The 205-nt window shown below is 65.4% G+C and carries 2 pseudogenes; both read right to left on the minus strand.

The features are described 5' to 3' along the window. A pseudogene (locus KUG41_RS15380) lies at positions 1–77 on the minus strand (phycocyanin subunit alpha); the annotation flags it as partial. A gap of 40 nt (positions 78–117) precedes the next feature. Beyond that, positions 118–205, minus strand: a pseudogene (locus tag KUG41_RS15385) (phycocyanin subunit beta); the annotation flags it as partial.

Here is a 205-nt window from a genome sequence, read left to right on the forward strand (position 1 = left end):
GCGTTGAGCTCGGTGTTGCTGAGGAAGCGGCCCTGGGAATCAGCGGCGGCGACGGCCTCGGTGAGGGGAGTCTTCATGGAAGGAAGGAAAGGGAAGGTGAACCGAAAAGGGCCTGGATCAGGCGACGGCGGCGGCGGCGCGGTCGAAGTAGGTGCCCACTTCGGACATGAGGGCGGAGCAGTCACCCTGGGTGATGCCGTTGCGA

The sequence above is a fragment of the Synechococcus sp. CCY 9618 genome (genome assembly GCF_019038415.1).
Taxonomy (GTDB): Bacteria; Cyanobacteriota; Cyanobacteriia; order PCC-6307; family Cyanobiaceae; genus Cyanobium.